Origin of the sequence: Nonomuraea sp. NPDC050478, assembly GCF_044458265.1 — a bacterium.
Classification (GTDB): domain Bacteria; phylum Actinomycetota; class Actinomycetes; order Streptosporangiales; family Streptosporangiaceae; genus Nonomuraea; species Nonomuraea ferruginea.
The window spans coordinates 567,419-583,678 of the sequence record NZ_JBITHT010000004.1; the positions used below are offsets into that span (position 1 = coordinate 567,419).

The following is a 16,260-nucleotide window of genomic DNA, read 5'->3' on the forward strand; positions in this document are numbered from 1 at the left end:
GATTAGCGCACTCCTGGAGTGCGTGTCGCATCGTGATCCGGGTAGTGCCGTGAGAGCGGAGGTGCAATATGCGGTATCGAATGCCATTCGTTATGGGACTGGCCGTCGGGTACGTGCTCGGCAGCCGGGCCGGACGTGAACGGTACGAACAGATCAAGAGAACGGCCCAGCGTGTCGCCGACGACCCCCGAGTCCAGGAGGCCGCGGGGGTGATGGGCGCGAAGGCGTCCAAGATAGGCGAGATGGCCCGGTCGAAGATGAGCGGGTCCATGCAGGACAAGATGCCGTTCGGCAAGAAGCACAAGGCCGACCAGGGCACCGGGTGGCCGGACGAGAAGGTCACCGAGCCGGCCACGGCCGACCGGACGGGGATTCCCTACTGACGGGAGCATGGGCGTGTGACTCGTCACACGCCCATGCTGCGTCGCATCCCTTCGAGCGCCTGCTCGGCCTGGGCCCGAAGGCCCGGGTCGTCGGGGTCGAGGCCCTCGTCGAACACGAGCTTCCAGCCGACGACCTCGCCGCCGGGTCTGCGCCTGGCCACCAGGCGCACCCCGCCGCGGCCGGGCAGCTCCACGTGCTTGTTGACCACGATGGTGGCGTTGACGCGCTCGCGCAGGGTCTCGGGCAGCAGCCGCGGCTCTGCCACCCGCACGGCGTGGATCGTGCCGTCGCCGGTGACCAGCCGCAGGCCGTCCTCGTCCCACGAGGCCTTGTCGATGGTCTCGTACGGCACTCTCGTGCCGTCGGGCAGGAACAGCGCCAGTGTGGTCGCCACGAGGTGGCCGTCGTCTGACGGGGTGAAGGCGAGCACGCGCTCCCCCGGCTCGGTGGTCAGGGACTCGCGGACGCTAGCGGGCAGGCGACGGAAGACTTTCACCTCTCCACCGTATCCACCGTGTCATCCGTCGTGTCGGCGAGCAGGTCCAGGGTGAGCGCCGCGCTCCAGGAGAAGTCCCGGCAGCCGCGACCGCTGCCGTCGAACGGGTCGAAGCACTCGCGGAACCCTGCCTGCCTGACCAGGCGCAGCGTGCCGTTGGTGAGCTGCTGACCGAGCGACTCCAGGCCGTGCACGGCGGCGGCGCGGCGCAGCAGCCAGTTGGTGTTCACCCATGACGGGCCCCGCCAGTAGCGGGTGCGGTCGAACTGGACGGCGCGGATCTCGCAGCTGGGCACCGGGTAGCCGGTGGCGCCCATGAACCGGGCCGACTCCAGCACCTCGACCGCCGTGTTCACCTGCAGGGCTGGCAGCCCGGGGTCGAGCAGCGGTCCGAACCCGCCAACGGTGCAGATGCGGACGAGACGCTCGTCGCGCAGGTCGCGGGCGTAGAAGCAGCCGTCCCACAGCCGGTCGAGCAGGGCGCTCCTGATGCGCTCGGCCTGCTCGACATGCGGCACGGGGTCGGCCCCCGCGATCGGGGCCAGCTCGGCCAGGGCCTGGCACGAGGCGAGCCAGATGCCGTTGAACAGCGGGTCCTCGATGGCGAACGGGTGCTCGTCGCGCAGGTATCCGGCCTGGTAACCGGCGTTGCGGTAACGCAGCGCCAGCCACACGTACCGGTCGTGGTCGCTGTCGGGGTGCCGCTCGTCCAGGTCGACGTTGCGGTAGCCGTAGCGGATCTCGGGGAGCGCGGCGAGCGCGCCGTCCCACGCCGGGCTGTCGTCCATGCCCGACTCCCAGGGGTGCACGATCGCGGCCAGCCCCGCGCCGCCGAGGTCGCGGGCGCCGGCGAGGTAGGCGTGCTGCGCGGCCAGGGCCGGGAAGGCCCGCCTGACGAAGGCGTCGTCGCCGGTGTGCCGGTAGAGCCACCACAGCGCCAGCCCGTGCAGCGGCGGCGCGGTCAGCCCCGAGGTGAGCACCCGGGGCGCCGCCGGGTGGTCCTCGGAGCGCCATACGGCCGGGCCGGGGAAGTACGCCTCGGGCGTGTGGAAGACGATGTGCGGGATCATCCCGGTCGCCCACTGCCCGTCCAGCAGGCCGAGCAGCTCGGCGCGGGCCCGGTCGGGGCGGTGCCTGGCCAGGCCGATCGCGACGAACGCCGAGTCCCAGCTCCATTGGTGCGGGTAGAGGCCGGGCGCGGGCACGGTGGCGCTTCCCGTCCAGTTCGCCTCGAGCACGGACAGTGCTTCGCGCCCGAGCGCGGCGTCGTCGACCGCCGGCCGCGCTTCCATCCACCCACTATGCGCCGGTAAGCCCGAGGACGCTACGTCCCGCTGCTCCGCTTCGTCAGCAGCATGACGCCGGCCGCGACGGCGCCGATGATGAGCGCCCACTTGAGCAGGTCGAAGATGAATCCGACAAGTGGCCCGAGCAGGATAAATGCCGCGATGATGGCTGCGATGACCAGAAGTATTCGTCCCATGACTTGAACGGTACGAGATCCTTTAAGCGGATTGCAGGTAAGACAGGGTTCAATCAGGGACAAGTCAGGGTCCCCCTATGGCATCGGGAGCGTGATGAGCCAGGGCCCACCCATGAGCAGAGAAGGCGCCGAGCACGCGCTGCGCGCGAGGGCGGCCGAGCGTGACCGCATCTCGGGCGACCTGCTCGATCTGGAGTCGCACACGACCTACCAGTTACTCAAGGGCGCCTCCTTACGCGACGCGACCCGGCTCCGCTGGGAGGAGGCGCAGGCCGCGCTGGCCAGGCTCTGGTCCCTGTACGACGCGTACCGGGGGGTGCTGCGCGACGCGGAGCAGGTCAGGGCCGAGCGGTCCCGGCTCGGCGGCGAGCAGCTGGAGGCGCTGACCGCGTTGCTGTCGGGCCGGTCGGTGCTGCTGAAGGCGCCGGCCAAGCCCGTCGAGCAGCGCTCCCTGCTTCCCCCGGTGGAGGAGCGGCTGACCCTGGACGAGACCGTCCTGCGGATGGACGCGGCCTTCCAGCTCGCCACCGACGCGCTCACCGAGATCGACTCCGTCTGGTCGGCGCTGCTCCCCCGGGTGGACTCGGCCGCCGCCGCGCTCGCCGGGGCGCGCGAGCTGGGCAGCCGGCTGGGCGAGCCGGTCGACCTGACCCGCCAGGACGCCGACCTGACCCGCCTGCGCGCCGCCGTGCTGGCGGACCCGCTCGGGGCCGGGCACGTCAAGCAGGAGCTCGACACGCTGGTCCGCCACCTGGAGAACGTCCGCGCCGACCTGGAGCAGGCGCTGACGGTCAAGGACGAGTACGGCGCGCGCAGGGAGAACCTGAAGGCGGCGCTCGACCTCGTACGGGCGGCCGAGAGCGAGGCGCGGCTGGCGCACGGCGCCGTCGTCGTCAAGATAGCGCTGCCGCCGCAGGCGCAGCCCAGGAGCGGCGTGCCGGAGCTGGAGGCCGCGCTGGCGGCGTTGGACGCCTCGGCCGACTCGTGGCTGGAGCGGGCCAGACGGCTCACGGTGCTGGAGCGACAGGCCGTGGAGGCCGAGGCGAAGGCGGGGGCGGCGGCGCGGGCGCTGCGCGGGCTGCTGAACAGGCGCGACGAGCTGCGCGGCCTGCTCGGCGCCTGCCAGGCCAAGGCCGCGCGCACCGGCATGGTCGAGGATCCGGCCGCGATGCGGCTGTACGAGCGGGCGCGGCTGCTGCTGTGGAGCTCGCCGTGCGACCTGACGAGGGCGGCGGCGGCCGTCGACGAGTACAAGCGGGCGATCAACGGAGGTGGGCGATGACGTCGTGCGCGCAGCCTGGCTGCACGGGCACGATCGACGAGGGTTACTGCGACCTGTGCGGTCACGCCGCCGTCTCACCCCTGGTGGCCGCGCAGGCGAGCGGCCCGGCGGAGGGCTCGGTCGGGGTGTGGACGGGGCACCCGGCCGTGTCGCAGCCCGCCGGCGTCACCCGGCCCGTACGCGGGACGGGGCCCTCCAGCAGGGGCGTGTCGGGGCCGATGAGCAGCGGCCGGTCGCGCGCCGGTGTGCTCGCGGAGATCGCCGATCTGCCGTCCGTGCCGTACCGCGACCCCGCGACCGCGGTGCAGTCCGACCCGCAGGTGCCGGAGAACAAGCGGTTCTGCGCCAAGCTCGACTGCGGCAAGCCGGTCGGCCGGTCGGTGGACGGGCGGCCAGGCCGCACCGACGGGTTCTGCCCGCACTGCCGGACGCCGTACTCCTTCTCCCCCAAGCTGGCCAAGGGCGACCTGGTGGGCGGCCAGTACCGGGTGCTCGGCTGCCTGGCCCACGGCGGCCTCGGCTGGATCTACCTGGCCTCCGACGAGAACCTGGACGGCCGGTGGATGGTCCTGAAGGGCCTGCTCAACACCGCCGACGCCGAGGCGCTCGCGGCGGCGGAGGCCGAGCGGCGCTTCCTGACGATGGTCGACCACCCGAACATCGTCAAGATCTTCAACTTCCAGCGCTCCGGCGGCCTCGGCTACATCGTCATGGAGTACGTCGGCGGCCAGTCGCTGCACGAGCTGCGCGGCCAGGGTCCGCTGCCGCTGCGGGAGACGCTCATGTACGGGCGTGAGATCCTGCGCGCGTTCGCCTACCTGCACGAGCACGACCTGGTCTACTGCGACCTCAAGCCGGCCAACGTGATCCGGGTCGGCAGGCGGCTCAAGCTCATCGACCTGGGCGCGGTGCAGCGCGTCGGCTCGCCGCCCGGGTCCTCCTGGGTGACGACCGGTTACCACGCGCCCGAGCTGGACACCCAGCCGTCGTCCGTCGCCTCCGACCTCTACACGGTGGCCAGGACCCTGGCGGCGCTGGCCGTCCCCGGGTTCAGCCCCACCAGGGGCGGGGTGGCCGCGCCGCTGCCGGACGACTGCGGCCACGAGTCGTTCGCCCGGCTGCTGCGCCGCGCCACCGACCCGGACCCGGCCGCCAGGTTCCACAGCGCGCAGGAGATGGAGGAGCAGCTCGTCGGCGTGCTGCGCGAGATCTCCGCGCTGGAGGACGGCGTGCCGTACCCGGCGCCGTCCGCGCTGTTCGGGCCCGAGCGGGACGCGGTGGGCAGGGCGCTGTCCGACGACCCGCAGCGGGTGTTCGACGCGCTGGACCCGATGGCGGCGGTGACGTCGCTGCCCGTGCCGCTGGCCGACCCCGCCGACCCCGCGGCCGGGGCGCTGGCCGGGCTGGCCGGCAGCCACCCGCACGAGCTGGCCGCCCAGGTGGGGGCCATGCCGGAGACGCCGGAGACCCGGCTGACCCTGGCCAGGCTGGCGGCCGAGGACGGCTTCGCGGGAGTGCGGGACATGCTGGACGACCTGGACCGGGCCCTGCCGGGCGACTGGCGCGTCACCTGGTACCGCGGCGTGGCCGGGCTCGCCGTCCGCGACCCCGATCTCGCGGTGAGGTCGTTCGACCGGTGCGTGTCGATGATGCCGGGAGAGCGGGCGCCCAAGCTCGCGCTCGGCTTCGCGCTGGAGCTCGCCGGTCGCGATCCGGTCCCCTGGTACGAGAGCGTGTGGCGGACCGACCACGCCTACGTCAGCGCTGCCTTCGGGCTGGCCAGGACGGGCCGGACGGCGGTGCTCGACGAGGTGCCGGCGTCCTCCAGCCACCGGGTGGCCGCGCAGCTCGCGCTGGTGGCCGCCGCCGCCCGCCGGGACCCGCGGGCGCTGCACCCGGGCGAGCTGACCGCCGCCGCCGACCGCCTGGGCAAGCTGGCCGACCTCGACCCGCGCCGCCGCAAGCGACTGACGGCCGAGATCCTGCGTGCCGCGCTCACCTGGCTCGACGGCAACCAGCCGGCGCCCGGCGCGCGGGTGGCGGACACCCCCTTCACGGAGCGGGGCGTGCGGGGGCGGCTGGAGTCGATCTACCGCGAGCTCGCCGGCGCGGCGTCCTCGCGGCAGGAACGGTACGCGCTGGTCGACCTGGCCAACACCGTCCGGCCCCGGACGTGGCTGTGATGTGCCCGCTGTGCGAGGCGCCCGTGGCCCGGGGCGACTCCTTCTGCGAAGCCTGCGGCCACCCGCTCGCCTCCCCCTCCTGCGTGTCCTGCGGCGCCGCCGCCGTGGACGCGGAGGGCTACTGCGAACGCTGCGGCGTGCGCCAGCCCACGGCCAGGGACCATGCCGAGTCCGTCCTCCCCCACGGCGCCGCCGCCGTCACGGACCGCGGCCTGCGCCGCGCCCGCAACGAGGACGCGGTAACCCTGCTAACGCTCACCGCACCCCCGCCGAACCCGATCCCACCAGAAGCGGCCACCATCCCGGTAACCACATCAGCCCCAAGAACACCCCCACCCGGCCCGCCCCGAACAGGCGGGACAATCCCGCCAGAGACGCTCCCGCCCCGCGCGGCGGGGGCTGTCCCGCTAGGGACGCCTCCCGGCGCGACCCCGGCAGACCCGGCGGGGACTTTCCCTCCTCCCGGCGCGACCTCAGCAGGCAGGCCGGTCCCGTCGGGCACGGCCACTTCCGGCGCGGCGGGGACAGTCCCGTCAGGGACGTTTCCTCCCAGCGTGACTCCAGCAGGTGGGGCGGTCCCGTTGGGTGCGGTCGGTTCGGGGACGATCGCTGTGGTTTGTGATGGGGTGGGGAGTTCGCCGCGGGCTGATGAGGCGGCGGCAGCGGCTGTGGCGGCGGCAGCGGCGGCGCTGGCGGAGGGGCGACCGCATGAGGAGGCGTTCGCGCTGGCCGGCCTGGCGGTGGGCAAGCTCGCCAGCTCCCCGGACCATGCCCCGGCCTGTACGTACGTGGCCGCGGTGGCGCGCCCCGGCGAGATCACGCTCTGCTGGGCGGGCGACACCCGCGCGTACTGGCTCGCCGACGTCCCCGCCGACGGGGGCGTGCGGCGGGAGGGGACGCTGCTCACCGAGGACGACGTGGCGCCCACCGGGGAGATCACCGCCTGGCTCGGGGCCGACTACCCCGACGTGCGCCCCCGTACGCGCGTCTTCACGCCGCCGGGACCCGGCCTGCTGCTGGTGTGCAGCGACGGGCTGTGGCGCTACCTCGCCGGCTACCGCTTCCCCACCGAGGGAACCCCGCTCGACCAGGCCCGCCAGATGCTGCGCCACGCGCTCGACTCCGGCGGCCACGACAACGTGACCATCGCCTTGATCCCTCTAGGAGGCACGCATGGGTGACCAGCCCTCTTTCACCTTGCAGATCGACCAGAACAAATTCCTCCCGGTGGACGGCCGGGAGGTGCACGCCATCCTCACGATCGGCTCCACCGGCGCGGCCGTGGCGGAGACCGCCACCGAGGCCGCCGAAGTGATCATCGTGGACACGTCGGGTTCGATGAGCGGCAGCAAGATCCGTGACGCCCGGACGGCCGCCGCCACGGCCGTGGAGACACTGCGCGACGGCGCGTACTTCGCGGTGGTCTCCGGCACCTCGACGGCCAAGGTGATCTACCCGCACGGCCACGGCCTGGTCCGGGCTACCCCGGCGACCCGGGCCGAGGCGCAGCAGGCGATCTCCAGGCTGACCGCCCGCGGCGGCACCGCGATGGGCGAGTGGCTCAACCTGGCCGGCCACCTGCTGTCGGCGCACCCGAACGCGGTCCGGCACGCCATCCTCATGACCGACGGCCAGAACAACGAGCGCGAGGAGACGTTCCAGCACGTGCTGCGCGCCTGGAGCGGCACGTTCGTCTGCGACAGCCTCGGCGTCGGCGCGGACTGGGTGCCCGCCCAGCTCCGCATGGTGTCGGAGGCGCTGCTCGGCAGCTTCGAGTTCGTCAGGAACCAGCACGAACTGGCCGAGTTCTTCCGCCGGATCACCCAGACGGCGATGGCCAAGACCGTGCCCGACCTGTCGCTGCGCGTGTGGGTGCCGCAGACCGCCACGCTCAAGTTCGTCAAGCAGGTCTCGCCCACGCTGCTCGACCTGACCGGCAAGCGCGCCGACGTCAACCCGATGACCGGCGACTACCCGACCGGCTCGTGGGGTCAGGAGGAGCGCGAGTACCACCTGTGCGTGGAGGTCGCCCCCGGCCAGATCGGCCAGGAGATCAGGGCCGGGTGGGTGAAGCTGGTGCGGCCCGACACGGACGAGGTGCTGGCCTCGGGCAACGTGCTCGCCCAGTGGACCGACGACCTGGCCCAGTCCACCCGGATCAACCCCAAGGTCATCCACTACACCGGCCAGGCCGAGCTGCACCAGCTGATCCAGGACGGCCTGAGCGACCGCGCGGCCGGCAACGTGGAGGCCGCCACCGCCCGCCTGGCCAGGGCCAGGAAGATCGCCGCCGACTCGGGCCGCGAGGACACCGCGCGGCTGCTGGACAAGGTGGTCGAGGTCGATCCCGTCCAGGGCACCGCCCGGCTGGTCAGGAACGTCGACAAGGCCGACGAACTGGAGCTGGACACCGGCTCCGTACGCACGAGCAGGCTCCGCAGGACGGAGGGCGGCTGATGGCGACCTGCCCGCAGGGGCACGCGTCGAGCACCGACGACTACTGCGACGTGTGCGGGACGCAGATGTCCGCGCCCGCCCCGCAGCAGCCGGGGCCGTCCCAGCCGCAGGGGTCGCGGCCGGCGGAGAGCTGCCCGATCTGCGCCACCCCGCGCGTCGGCCAGTTCTGCGAGGTGTGCGGCCACTCCTTCGACGGCGGCGCGCTGCCCGCGCGGGCTCCGGTGGCCGGGGCCCGCTGGGAGGCGGTGACCGCCGCCGACCGCGCCTACTACGACCAGGTCATCGCCCAGAACGGCCCGGACGCCGCGGCCATGGCCTTCCCCCCGTACTGCCCGGAACGCTCGTTCCCGCTCATCGGCGAGCAGGTGCGCATCGGGCGCAGCCGCAGGGGCCGTGACCTGACGCCCGAGATCGATCTGGCCGGGCCGCCGACCGATCCGGGCGTGTCGGGCCTGCACGCGGTGCTGCTGGCCACGCCCGGCGGGACCTGGATGCTGGTCGACCCGGGCTCGGCGAACGGCACCCAGGTCAACGGCAAGCCCGTCACGGTGAACGTGCCGGTCCCGGTGGGGCCGGGCGACCGCATCCACCTCGGCGCGTGGACCGTGATCACGATCAGGGAGGGCACGCCTTGACGGTGACGCCGATCTCACCCGCGCCGCCCGCACCGCACCAGGCCGCGCCTCCGGTCAGGCGGCGGGCCGCGCGCAGCGTGCCCGGCAGGGTCCGGGTGCTCACCGGGGTGGCGGCCGCGGCGCTCGCGCTGCTGTTCGCCGCCGTCGCCGCCGGCGGCACCACCGCGGGCGACGGCCTGCGCGTCATCGGCCGCGACGCCGGCCCTCAGGTGGTCGCCACCTCCGGCCTGTACTTCGGGCTGAGCGACATGGACGCGCTGATCGCCGACGTGCTGGTGATGGGCCCCGAGGACGGAGGACTCAGGGCCAAGGCCCTCGCGCGGTACGAGCAGCAGCGCTCGGCCGCCAACCTGGCGCTGCTGGAGGCGTTCCAGCTGGCCGGCGACGACCAGGCGGAGCGCCGTACCATCCAGTCCGTGCTGGACGGGCTGGGCCGCTACGAGCAGCTGGTCGCGCGGGCGCTGCTGCTCGACAGCCAGTCCAGTCACGCCGCCGGGGACCCGCCGGCCTCGGTCCTGGGGGTCTACCGGGACGCCACCGACCTGATGCGCCAGGTGCTGCTGCCGCAGGCCTACAACCTGACGCTGGAGAGCGGCACCATCGTGCGCCGCACCTACGACGACACGGCCGGGATGCTGCCGCTGGTGCGGGCCGCGGTGATCGTGGCCGGGCTGCTCGCGCTCGGGTGCCTGCTGTACCTGCAGGTGTACCTGGCCCGGCGGTTCCGCCGGGTGCTCGGGCTCGCGCTCGTCGGCGCCACCCTGGCGACCGCCGGCGCGATGGCGGCCGGGCTGAGCGTGATCCAGCGGGACATCGACTTCCTGCGGACGGCCAAGTTCGAAGGCTTCGACTCGGTGGTGACGCTGGCCAGGGCCCGCGCCATCGGCAACAGCATGCAGGGCGACCAGAGCCGCTTCCTGCTGGACAAGGAGCGGGCCGACACCTACGAGCACCGGTTCCTGGACAAGTCGCAGCGGCTGATGTACGTCGAGGCGGGGAGCCTGGCGAAGTACCAGACCGCGGTGCGGGGGGCCGAGGACTTCCGGGGCATGCTGGGCCCCGAGCTCGCCGGGGTGACCGCCAAGCCCGTGCTCGACGCCTACCTCCGCTACCAGGAGGCCGACAGCCTGATGCGCGCGCGGGCGGCCACGGGCCGCACCGGTGAGGCGGTCGCGATCAGGCTCGGCGAGGTGCGGCAGGCGTTCGCGAAGTACGACGAGGAGCTCGTGAAGGTGGCCGACCGCAAGCAGAGCGTCTTCGCCTCGGCGGTCGACCGCGGCGAGCGGGCGCTGGACGAGCTGTGGACCGTGCTGCCGTTCGCCATGGGCGGCATCGGCGTGCTGCTGGCCCTGGGCGTGTGGCCACGACTGAGGGAGTACCGTTGAAGCGGCTGATGATCGTGATGCTCGCGGCGGTCGCGCTGGTGGCCGCCGGATGCGGCGCCGGCGCCCCCGGGTCCCTGCTCGACAAGGACGAGATCGTCATCGGCGTCCGGCCCGACCTGCCGTCGGTGGGGTTCAGGAAGGGCAGCGGGTTCGAGGGCTTCGACGTCGACGTGGCCGCCTACGTCGCCGAGCGGCTCGGCAAGGACTACCGGCTGGTCCCGGTGCTGGCCGCCGAGCGCGAGGACGCGGTGCTCTCCGGCGAGGCCGACCTGGTCGTGGCCACGTACACGATCAGTGAGGACCGCAAGCAGAAGGTGCTGTTCGCGGGCCCGTACCACATCTCCTACCAGGACATCCTGATCCGGCCCGACGAGAGCCGGATCAAGGACGTGCGCGACCTGCGGGGCCGGCGCATCTGCGAGGTGGAGGGCGCGAACGCGGCCCAGCGGGTGGTCGAGGAGCGCGGGGTGGCGGCGGAGGTCAAGCCGTTCCCCGACTACCAGGCGTGCATGGTGGCGCTGAAGCAGAACCAGGTGGACGCCATCACCACCAACGACGTCATCCTGGCCGGGCTGGCCAAGCAGGACGGCGGCGGGCTGCGCCTGGCCAACGCCCAGTTCAACGAGCAGCGGACCGGCATCGGCATGCGCCGGGGAGACGTGGCCGGATGCGAGGAGGTCAACCGGGCGATCACCGACATGTACCAGGACGGGACCGCCGCCAAGCTGCTGCGCGAGTGGTTCGGCGGCACCGGCCTGGACTTCGGCACGGTCGCGGTGCCGCAGTTCGAGGGCTGCTCGTGACACGACGGCGGGCCGGGGAGGCTCCCCGGCCCGCCGTCGTGACCACTCAGTCCAGATAGTCGCGCAGCATCTGCGCCCTCGTCGGGTGGCGGAGCTTGGCCAGGGTCTTCGACTCGATCTGCCGGATGCGCTCCCGGGTGACGCCGAACTCCCTGCCCACCTCCTCCAGCGTGCGCGGATGGCCGTCGGCCAGGCCGAAGCGGAGCTGGATGATGCGTTGCTCGCGGTCGGACAAGGTCGCCAGGATGTCGTCGAGCTGGTCCTGCAGCATGATGAACGCCGCCGCCTCCATGGGCACGACCGCGTCGGCGTCCTCGATGAAGTCACCGAGGTCGGAGTCCTCCTCGCCGATCGGAGACTGCAGCGACACCGGCTCCTGCGCGATGCGCTGGATCTCCACGACCCGGTCGACGGGGAGGTCCATCTCCTTGGCGATCTCCTCCGGGATCGGCTCGCGGCCGAGGTCCTGGTGGAGCTGCCGCTGCACCCTGACGAGCTTGTTGATCGTCTCCACCATGTGCACGGGGATGCGGATGGTCCGCGCCTGGTCGGCGATCGCCCGCGTGATGGCCTGACGGATCCACCAGGTGGCGTAGGTGGAGAACTTGTAGCCCTTGGTGTAGTCGAACTTCTCCACGGCCCGGATCAGGCCGAGGTTGCCCTCCTGGATCAGGTCCAGGAACAGCATGCCGCGGCCGACGTACCGCTTCGCGATCGACACCACGAGCCGCAGGTTGGCCTCGATGAGGCGCTGCTTGGCCCGGGTGCCCTGCCAGACGAGCTCCCTGAACTCAGGGAAGGCCAGACGCGAGACCCCGTTGCCGAGCTTGTCCTCCGCGAACAGGCCGGCTTCGATCGACTTGGCGAGCTCCACCTCCTCTTCCGCCGTCAGCAGCGGCACCCGGCCGATCTCCCGCAGGTAGATACGGACCAGATCACTGGTCGGCGCCCGCTTGCCTACGTCTTCCTCATCGGCGCGGGTGGTCTCCTCGTCGCCCTGGGGCTCGAGGACCTCCACACCGTTCTCGGCGAGCATCCGCACGACGCGCTCCAGCGCGTCTGAGGGAAGCTCGGATCGGTCAAGCGCGGCTGCGACGTCATCGACGGTTACGCTCCCGCGCTCCCTTCCCTTAGCGACGAGGTCCGCCACCTGATCTACGGATGGCGGTCCACTTGGCAGCACCGATGCACCCACGGGAGACAGTCTGCAGTATTGGTTCCATAAAATGGCAGACCCATTTTTGTCACCGAAGGTAAGGCCATCACCCTTACCGAATTGAGATCCCTTTAAGGTTTAGCCGGAGTTTGATCAGGAAAGTAAAGTCAATTACGCGGTCTGGATTGGTGTGTCCGGCTCGGTGAAGCGCCGGACACATGGGTCTTGCTGCCCGGATGCCGCTTTGTGCGGCATTACCGGGTCTTCCACTCGGCTATGCGCCGATCAGCCGCCCGCGTGGTAGACGGTCCCGCCGGCGGGCCTGTCGTACGTTTCGACGATCTCGGCCCGCTTCCCATCGAGATCCACGCGCACCCGCCGGCCCATTCCCCCGCCGTCGCCGCGTACGGTCACCTCCGCCGTTCCGGTCCATGTCGCCGCGGCCGGGCGGACCCCAGTCGGAAGCGGGACCCTCGCGGTCACCTTCCGCGACCCGAGGTCGTAGACGATCACCGACGGCCGCTCCCCCGGGACGTACACGGCCAGCCGCCGTCCGTCGGCGGCGGCCGCCGCCACCCTGGGCCGGTCGTCGCCCCCGCCGTCGGCCACGGACGAGGGCCGGCGGGGCAGGTTGTGGGCGACCACCTGCGGCGGCACGTCCCTGCGCAGGGTGCGCCCGCGCGGATCGGTGACCCGCATGCTCTCCTCCACCCGCAGCAGCTCCCCTCCGTCGCCGCTGAACCCGGCCGTGCAGGAGAAGCCGTCCTCGGCCGGGAGCGTGCCGACGGCCCGGCCCGAGCGCACGTCGTACACCCGGATCCGCCTGCCCGCGTCGTCGGGCAGGTACGCCGGCCGCGACCCGTCCGGCGACAGCAGCAGGCGGGTCTCGTCCACGCCGACCTCGTTCGCGGGCTGCTTGACCGTGCCGCCGCAGTTGGGCAGCCATCCCGTCCGCACCGGGACGTCCGCGACGGCGACGCCGCCACCGCCCGCCAGGACGGCGGATCCCGCCACCAGAACGGTCACCATTCGGATCTTCACGGGGTGTTGGACAGAGGCCGCCCGGCGAAAGTTCGCCGGCCTCCGGCGGGCTAGCTTCCGGCCGCCCGGTCGCGCAGGACCCGGCGCTGCTGCTCCAGGGCCACCAGCTCGCCGAAGAGCTTGTTGTATTCCTGCTGCTCGTCGACCGGGTTGAGCCGCTGGATGCGGGACTTCACCTGGGCGATGGCCCGGTCGACGGCGACGGCCTCGATGGCCGCGAGCATCGCGCCCGCGTAGCGCTCCTCGGCGTGGGAGTCGGCCTGGATGGTCTCCACCGCGAACCGGGTCACCAGCGCCGCCGCGCCCTCCTCGTGGGCGTGTTCGAGCAGCCGGTCGACCCACGGGCGGCCGCCGTGGCCCGCCGCCGCCAGCCCGCCCGCCGCCGCGATCAGCCGCTGCAGCGTCACGTGGTCGGGCGCGGTGAACGCCTGCGGGTCGAGCGCGTCGAAGCGCGGCCCGAGCAGCGCCGGCCGCTGCACGGCCAGCTTGAGCAGCTCGGCCTCCACCCGTACGTGCGGATCGACCGGAGCGGGCCGTGGGGCCTGCTGCGGGCGGCCCGTCTGCGCCCGCCCCACCTCGGCGATGCGCTGCATGACGAACCGCTCGTCCATGAACCCGAGCCACCGGTCGAGGTCGATGGCGTAGCGCTTGCGCAGCCCCGCGTCCTTGATGCCAGCCACGATCGGCGCCGCCGCGTCGAGCGCCGCGATCTTGCCTTCGTTGCTGCGCAGGTCGTAGCGGTCGATGGTGCTGCGGATGGCGAACTGGAACAGCGGCTCGCGGCTCGCGACCAGGTCGCGCACCGCCGCGTCGCCCTGCTTGACCCGCAGGTCGCACGGGTCGAGCCCGTCGGCCTGGATGGCGACGTAGGTCTGCGTGACGAACTTCTGCTCGTCGGCGAAGGCCCGCAGCGCCGCCTTCTGGCCGGCCGCGTCGCCGTCGAAGGTGAAGATCACCTCACCCCGGAACTCGGCCTGGTCGAGCAGGAACCGGCGCAGGATCTTGATGTGCTCCTCGCCGAACGAGGTGCCGCAGGTCGCCACCGCCGTCGGCACGCCCGCCAGGTGGCAGGCCATCACGTCGGTGTAGCCCTCGACGATCACCGCCTGGGCCCGCTTGGAGATCTCGCGCTTGGCCAGGTCGATGCCGTAGAGCACCTGGCTCTTCTTGTAGAGCGGGGAGTCGGGGGTGTTGAGGTATTTGGGGCCGTCGTCGGAGTCGAGCAGTTTGCGGGCGCCGAACCCGATCACGTCGCCGGTCGAGTCCTTGATCGGCCAGATCAGCCGCCCGCGGAACCGGTCGATCGGCCCGCGCCGCCCCTGCTTGGCCAGCCCGCCCTTGACCAGCTCCTCGGCGCTGAACCCGCGCGCCAGCAGGTGGCGGGTCAGCGCCTCCCACTCGGCCGGCGCGTAACCGACCTGGAACAGCTCGGCGTCGGCCCGCTCGAACCCCCGCTCCGACAGGAACCGCCGCCCCGCGCCGGCGTCGGGAGCGAACAGCTTGGCGGCGTAGAACTCCGCGGCCAGCCGGTGCGCCTCGATCAGCCGCGCCCGCTCGCCGTGGTCGCGCCGCGGCACGTAGCCACCCTGCTCGTACTGCAACTGGATGCCGGCCCGCTGCGCCAGCCGCTCGACCGCCTCGCCGAAGGTCAGATGCTCGACCTTCTCCACGAAGGTGATCACATCACCGCCTTCGGAGCAGCCGAAACAGTAGTACATCCCCCGCTCGGGGGTGACGTTGAAGGACGGCGACTTCTCATCGTGGAACGGGCACAGCCCCTTGAGGTTGCCGCCTCCGGCGTTGCGCAACTGGATGTGCTCGCCGATCACGTCGGCGATGGGGGAACGCTCGCGTACGAGCGCGATGTCGACGTCACGGATCCGGCCAGCCACGCCGGTGAGTCTATGCGGAGCGCCCGACACTTCTCCCACTGAGAGCGATGTGACCTGCGGGACGGAGAGGAAGCAGCGGGATGGAACAGGTCGCGCCCGTTGGTCCGAAAGACGTTATGGGACCGCTCCCTGTCGGCTACAAAGGTAAAGGTTGTCCTCGGATACGGTGGAGATCATGCGAGCGGGGCGGATCGGCCTGTTGGCGGCGTCGGCCGGCGCCGCGCTGCTGGTGAGCGGCTGCAGCCAGCCGGCCGGGATCGCGGGCGTGCGGTCGGCCGCCACCACGTCCGGCGCGGGCTCCGCGGCGGTGACCTCGCCGGCCCCGACACCGGCCCCGCAGGGCCCCGTCGAGCCGCCCGCGGGCGACGACCCGGTGCGGGTGCCGCCGCCGAAGCTCTCCAAGTACACCTACACCTTCCCCGTCAAGGGCTGCGAGGTGACCTACCAGAGCAAGCTGCTGGTGCTGCCGAAGACGACGATCTGGGCGCCGCGGGGATGCGCGTTCGTGGCGCCGGTCGACGGCGTGGTCGACGAGGTCAACACCGCCAACCGGTGGCTGCCGTCCACCGACGAGGGCGCCCACCGCGAGGGCAGGTTCGTCACGGTCATCGGCGACGACGGGGTGCGCTACCTGGGCGCCCACCTCGACAGCGTGGCCGAGGGCATCCGGCCGGGTGTGAAGGTGAAGGGCGGCCAGACGCTGGGCCGGGTCGGCACGTCGGGCAACGCCCGCGACACCGGCCCCAACCTCTACTTCGCGATCTCCTGGAAGACCGGCCCGGCGTTCTGGTGGGTGCGCAGGGGCATGGTCGAGCCGTGGGACTATCTCGACGCGTGGCGGTCCGGCAACCGCACGTTCTCGCCCCGCCAGGAGACGCTGGCGCTGCGCCGCAAGCTCGGCGAGACGCCGTCGTGCAGGCTGCTGTGCGGCGGGAAGCGGGCCGAGCCCGCGTCGGCCGAGCCGACCCCGACTCCGACGCGGAAGAAGAAGCGCGCCACTCCCACGCCGGAGCTCGCGATCACGCTCGCGCCGACGGCGTCGGTCGGCACCGTGCGGTGACGC

Annotated in this window: 15 protein-coding genes; 9 read left to right on the forward strand and 6 right to left on the reverse strand. The window is 72.4% G+C overall.

Features of this window, described 5'->3' with window-relative positions; all coding sequences use genetic code 11:
• Window positions 1-68 precede the first annotated feature (68 nt).
• The gene (locus ACIBF7_RS22555; protein WP_148033333.1) at window positions 69-383 is read left to right on the forward strand and encodes a YtxH domain-containing protein; all 315 of its coding nucleotides are present in this window, start codon (window positions 69-71) and stop codon (window positions 381-383) included.
• 23 nt (window positions 384-406) lie between these two features.
• Here ACIBF7_RS22555 and ACIBF7_RS22560 read toward each other — a convergent pair whose 3' ends face one another.
• The 3 genes from ACIBF7_RS22560 to ACIBF7_RS22570 are packed head-to-tail and all read right to left on the reverse strand — an operon-like array spanning window position 407 to window position 2,363.
• A complete protein-coding gene (locus ACIBF7_RS22560) occupies window positions 407-880 on the reverse strand; it encodes a hypothetical protein (RefSeq protein WP_219548479.1) in 474 nt (157 codons plus the stop codon).
• On the reverse strand, window positions 877-2,172 hold the full coding sequence (locus ACIBF7_RS22565; RefSeq protein WP_148033335.1) for an amylo-alpha-1,6-glucosidase: 1,296 nt from the start codon (window positions 2,170-2,172) through the stop codon (window positions 877-879). Before ACIBF7_RS22565 ends, ACIBF7_RS22560 begins: the two co-directional genes overlap by 4 nt.
• Window positions 2,173-2,204: 32 nt before the next feature.
• Window positions 2,205-2,363: a hypothetical protein gene (locus tag ACIBF7_RS22570; protein WP_187281303.1), complete on the reverse strand. Its 159-nt coding sequence runs from the start codon at window positions 2,361-2,363 to the stop codon at window positions 2,205-2,207.
• Between the two features lie 112 nt (window positions 2,364-2,475).
• Between ACIBF7_RS22570 and ACIBF7_RS22575 the strand changes: the two genes are divergently transcribed.
• Genes ACIBF7_RS22575 through ACIBF7_RS22605 form a run of 7 tightly spaced genes read left to right on the forward strand, consistent with a single transcriptional unit; the run spans window position 2,476 to window position 11,108 of the window.
• Window positions 2,476-3,645, forward strand: a complete 1,170-nt coding sequence (locus tag ACIBF7_RS22575; protein ID WP_148033336.1) for a hypothetical protein — start codon at window positions 2,476-2,478, stop codon at window positions 3,643-3,645.
• On the forward strand, window positions 3,642-5,828 hold the full coding sequence (locus ACIBF7_RS22580) for a tetratricopeptide repeat protein (protein ID WP_397198059.1): 2,187 nt from the start codon (window positions 3,642-3,644) through the stop codon (window positions 5,826-5,828). Before ACIBF7_RS22575 ends, ACIBF7_RS22580 begins: the two co-directional genes overlap by 4 nt.
• Entirely contained in the window at window positions 5,828-7,009 is a 1,182-nt protein-coding gene (locus ACIBF7_RS22585; RefSeq protein ID WP_397198266.1) for a protein phosphatase 2C domain-containing protein, read from the forward strand. Before ACIBF7_RS22580 ends, ACIBF7_RS22585 begins: the two co-directional genes overlap by 1 nt.
• Window positions 7,002-8,285 (forward strand): VWA domain-containing protein, encoded by a 1,284-nt coding sequence (locus tag ACIBF7_RS22590; protein WP_397198060.1) that lies wholly within the window; start codon window positions 7,002-7,004, stop codon window positions 8,283-8,285. Before ACIBF7_RS22585 ends, ACIBF7_RS22590 begins: the two co-directional genes overlap by 8 nt.
• Complete coding sequence (locus tag ACIBF7_RS22595) at window positions 8,285-8,920, forward strand: FHA domain-containing protein (protein WP_397198061.1); 636 nt, start codon at window positions 8,285-8,287, stop codon at window positions 8,918-8,920. Before ACIBF7_RS22590 ends, ACIBF7_RS22595 begins: the two co-directional genes overlap by 1 nt.
• Window positions 8,917-10,305, forward strand: a complete 1,389-nt coding sequence (locus tag ACIBF7_RS22600) for a hypothetical protein (protein WP_397198062.1) — start codon at window positions 8,917-8,919, stop codon at window positions 10,303-10,305. Before ACIBF7_RS22595 ends, ACIBF7_RS22600 begins: the two co-directional genes overlap by 4 nt.
• Entirely contained in the window at window positions 10,302-11,108 is an 807-nt protein-coding gene (locus tag ACIBF7_RS22605; RefSeq protein WP_397198064.1) for a transporter substrate-binding domain-containing protein, read from the forward strand. The genes ACIBF7_RS22600 and ACIBF7_RS22605 overlap by 4 nt, the downstream gene beginning before the upstream one ends.
• Window positions 11,109-11,154: 46 nt before the next feature.
• On the opposite strand, the gene rpoD is transcribed toward ACIBF7_RS22605, so the two are convergent.
• The 3 genes from rpoD to dnaG all read right to left on the reverse strand — a co-directional run bounded on the left by rpoD (window position 11,155) and on the right by dnaG (window position 15,197).
• Window positions 11,155-12,258 carry an RNA polymerase sigma factor RpoD gene (gene rpoD / locus ACIBF7_RS22610; protein ID WP_372452512.1) on the reverse strand — a complete coding sequence of 368 codons (1,104 nt, stop codon included), beginning with the start codon at window positions 12,256-12,258 and terminating at the stop codon, window positions 11,155-11,157.
• Window positions 12,259-12,549: 291 nt separating this feature from the next.
• On the reverse strand, window positions 12,550-13,293 hold the full coding sequence (locus ACIBF7_RS22615; RefSeq protein ID WP_397198065.1) for a hypothetical protein: 744 nt from the start codon (window positions 13,291-13,293) through the stop codon (window positions 12,550-12,552).
• Window positions 13,294-13,355: 62 nt separating this feature from the next.
• Complete coding sequence (dnaG, locus tag ACIBF7_RS22620) at window positions 13,356-15,197, reverse strand: DNA primase (protein ID WP_148033344.1); 1,842 nt, start codon at window positions 15,195-15,197, stop codon at window positions 13,356-13,358.
• A 175-nt stretch (window positions 15,198-15,372) separates the two neighbouring features.
• Between dnaG and ACIBF7_RS22625 the strand changes: the two genes are divergently transcribed.
• On the forward strand, window positions 15,373-16,257 hold the full coding sequence (locus tag ACIBF7_RS22625) for a M23 family metallopeptidase (protein ID WP_148033345.1): 885 nt from the start codon (window positions 15,373-15,375) through the stop codon (window positions 16,255-16,257).
• Window positions 16,258-16,260 lie beyond the last annotated feature (3 nt).

What these genes read in the sequence shown, in the direction of transcription:
- ACIBF7_RS22555 (WP_148033333.1), top strand. Translation starts at nt 69, where the DNA reads ATGCGGTATCGAATGCCATTCGTTATGGGACTGGCCGTCGGGTACGTG.
- ACIBF7_RS22565 (WP_148033335.1), bottom strand. Translation starts at nt 2,172, where the DNA reads ATGGAAGCGCGGCCGGCGGTCGACGACGCCGCGCTCGGGCGCGAAGCA.
- ACIBF7_RS22570 (WP_187281303.1), bottom strand. Translation starts at nt 2,363, where the DNA reads ATGGGACGAATACTTCTGGTCATCGCAGCCATCATCGCGGCATTTATC.
- ACIBF7_RS22575 (WP_148033336.1), top strand. Translation starts at nt 2,476, where the DNA reads ATGAGCAGAGAAGGCGCCGAGCACGCGCTGCGCGCGAGGGCGGCCGAG.
- ACIBF7_RS22580 (WP_397198059.1), top strand. Translation starts at nt 3,642, where the DNA reads ATGACGTCGTGCGCGCAGCCTGGCTGCACGGGCACGATCGACGAGGGT.
- ACIBF7_RS22585 (WP_397198266.1), top strand. Translation starts at nt 5,828, where the DNA reads ATGTGCCCGCTGTGCGAGGCGCCCGTGGCCCGGGGCGACTCCTTCTGC.
- ACIBF7_RS22590 (WP_397198060.1), top strand. Translation starts at nt 7,002, where the DNA reads ATGGGTGACCAGCCCTCTTTCACCTTGCAGATCGACCAGAACAAATTC.
- ACIBF7_RS22595 (WP_397198061.1), top strand. Translation starts at nt 8,285, where the DNA reads ATGGCGACCTGCCCGCAGGGGCACGCGTCGAGCACCGACGACTACTGC.
- ACIBF7_RS22615 (WP_397198065.1), bottom strand. Translation starts at nt 13,293, where the DNA reads ATGGTGACCGTTCTGGTGGCGGGATCCGCCGTCCTGGCGGGCGGTGGC.
- ACIBF7_RS22625 (WP_148033345.1), top strand. Translation starts at nt 15,373, where the DNA reads ATGCGAGCGGGGCGGATCGGCCTGTTGGCGGCGTCGGCCGGCGCCGCG.